Annotated in this window: 3 protein-coding genes; 1 reads left to right on the top strand and 2 read right to left on the bottom strand. The window is 35.9% G+C overall.

What is annotated here, in order from left to right; genetic code table 11:
- Positions 1 to 111: 111 nt before the first annotated feature.
- On the bottom strand, positions 112 to 825 hold the full coding sequence (locus ACKI3D_RS08090; protein ID WP_407393561.1) for a UPF0280 family protein: 714 nt from the start codon (positions 823 to 825) through the stop codon (positions 112 to 114).
- A 36-nt stretch (positions 826 to 861) separates the two neighbouring features.
- Here ACKI3D_RS08090 and ACKI3D_RS08085 point away from each other — a divergent pair, with 36 nt between their 5' ends.
- Positions 862 to 2,238 (top strand): 2,3-diphosphoglycerate synthetase, encoded by a 1,377-nt coding sequence (locus ACKI3D_RS08085; RefSeq protein ID WP_407393559.1) that lies wholly within the window; start codon positions 862 to 864, stop codon positions 2,236 to 2,238.
- Between the two features lie 289 nt (positions 2,239 to 2,527).
- Here ACKI3D_RS08085 and ACKI3D_RS08080 read toward each other — a convergent pair.
- Positions 2,528 to 2,759, bottom strand: a 232-nt coding sequence (locus tag ACKI3D_RS08080; RefSeq protein WP_407393558.1) for a transcriptional regulator, incomplete at its 5' end; no start/stop codon positions are given.

The following is a 2,759-nucleotide window of genomic DNA, read 5'->3' as shown; positions in this document are numbered from 1 at the left end:
TAAATTAAATATTTAACATTGATTATCTTGAATAGCTAAAGTATTAAAAAGAATATTTACATGAAAACTATAAAATAAATTACTCACTCTTCAATTATTCTGTATCTGTTTTCAGTCCAGTGAGAACTCATCTGTTTCAACAATCCTCGGCAGCTTTCCGATAGTTGCAACATTGTCATCTGATATTATCAAAACGCCTTCAAAAAATTCTCTAAAATTCTCACCGCATTCTACCGCACTACTTACTTTTTCTTCACTTGTCTTGCCTGTTGCTTCATTAGCAATCCTGGTTGCAAGCCCGTCGGCAAGTGAAGGTGATTTGGATATTACTGTAACGCTGTCTGCCATCCCAAAGCTGATGGAATGGCCAATCTTTCCGGAAGAAGTGCATATGCCCAAAGGATTTTTGCGGGGCCTTATCTCAAAAGCGATATTATTGCCCAAAACATGATTGTTCGAATAGATTCCGCACAAGACCTTTTCATCATTTATCACTGCGATATCCCCTCCATTTTCGACGATTGAATAAATGGAACCCAAACCGATTAAATAATCCAGAGACAATTCGGAAATTGCTCCTGCAACACATGCCATAGGCCCAGTTTCTGCAAAATTAGAAGATTCATACATCTTTTCAACGATTTTTGGCAAACTCTCTTCTCGGCATTTAAGAGGCTCTAAAGACAGCAAGAAATCCTGATTGGTCATGATATATGATTTCAGCTGGGACCTTATTGAGGAAATATAATTTTTCAGGTAATTGTTTTCAATATCGGTTGTCAGCCTGATATGAGTTTCGCCGATATCTATTCTTTCCTTATGCATATGTTATTATATCTAATAAAGACTATATTAATTATCATGAAAGCTATTAACAAGATGCTCTGTTTGGTTGATGGTGAACACTACCTACCTGTCACACAGGAAGCGATAGACACCCTAAACAATTTGGAACACATTGATATTGCAGGTGCGGTTTTTATCGGAGGAACCGAAAAGCTTAGAGATGATTCGGAGGAATCCTACTCCAAAAAGTTAGGAGTTCCCGTACAATTTGCCAAGGATAAGGACATCCCATATGAAATTATTGTAGAAATGATTCGAAAATATGATATCGATACCGTAATGGATTTGAGTGATGAGCCAATATTGGATTATCCGAAAAGGTTTAAGATTGCTTGCAAAGTATTGAATGAAGGAATATCATATGAAGGGCCGGATTTTAAATTTGAACCGACATCACAATATGAAATTATGGAAAAGCCATCAATCACCATTCTTGGAACCGGAAAGCGCATCGGAAAAACTGCAGTTTCCGGTTTTGTTTCTAGATTAATAGATAAAAACGGTTATGAACCATGCGTAATCGCAATGGGCAGAGGAGGGCCAGAAGAGCCTGAAATCGTTCATGGCGAAAAGCTGAAAATAAATGCAGAATTCTTACTTGAACAGTCTGAAAAGGGAGTTCATGCCGCAAGTGATCATTGGGAAGATGCACTGATGAGCAGAATTCTTACAATTGGCTGCAGGCGTTGCGGTGGAGGAATGGCAGGTGAAGTGTTTTTAACAAATATGAAAAAAGGTGCCAAACTGGCAAATGAGGTCGAATCCAAATTTGCTATTTTTGAAGGCAGCGGCGCTGCAATACCTCCAATTAAAACCAATAGAAAAATAGTGCTCATTGGAGCAAACCAGCCAATCGAAAACTTGACTACATACTTTGGGCCTTACAGAGTGGGCCTTGGAGATTTAGTAATTTTAACAATGTGTGAAGAGCCGATGTGTTCAAACGAAAAGATTGTTGAAATCGAAGAGTTTGTAGCAGAAGTGAATCCCGATGCAACAGTAATCTCAACAGTATTCCGTCCTAAGCCACTGGAGGACATCTCAGGCAAAAAGGTATTGTTTGCCACTACCGCTCCGGAAGACGTCAAGGACAAGTTAGTTGAGTATTTGGAAAATAACTTCAACTGCGAAGTAATAGGGACTACTGCACACCTATCAAACAGACCTCTTTTACGTGAAGATATGGCAAAATATTTAGATAAGGCCGATGTGATGCTGACTGAACTTAAGGCGGCAGCCGTTGATGTTGCAACAAAAGATGCAATTGCAGCCGGGCTTGAAGTGGTTTACTGTGACAATATCCCGGTGCCAATCAACGATTCATATCCTGACCTTGGCGAATCAGTTATCCGATTAGTGGATTCGGCAATTGATGATTTCAATAATAATTAGGGATAAACAATCTCTAGTTATTTACTACTTTTTTTAATAAAATAATCATAAATATTATTTAATACTTATTAAAATAACTAATAAATTTTATATATTTAGATAATTTAGCAAAAACAAATAGCCACCATTAATAATGATTGGCATTCTTATTTGAAAAATCACTTAAAAAAATTTTTATAATCTAATGTTCAATTTTTTATAAAAAAAAATAAACAGTTAAAATTAGAAAATATTCATAAAGACCATTGGAAAAAATTAAGGAAAACAATAGCTAAACCGTGAAAAAAATTCAAATATATTTTAAAATTTCAAGCCCCAAATCAGTGTTTTTATATAATCTTCCTTTACGAGCCTCTTCATTAAGACAAATAACCAAATTATTTTCTTTTAAATCTTTCAAAACGTTAGATACATGATTTGTTCTTAATCCAATATCCTCTGCAATAGCGGAAGGGATCTTGATATTTTCACCTATGGATATTAATATTTTCCTTCTATAGTCTGATGCCATAACATATCCA

It is taken from the genome of Methanobrevibacter sp. (assembly GCF_045586545.1).
Taxonomy (GTDB): Archaea; Methanobacteriota; Methanobacteria; order Methanobacteriales; family Methanobacteriaceae; genus Methanocatella.
Note: the sequence above shows the minus strand (reverse complement) of the source record. Positions and strands in the feature narration are given on the sequence as shown.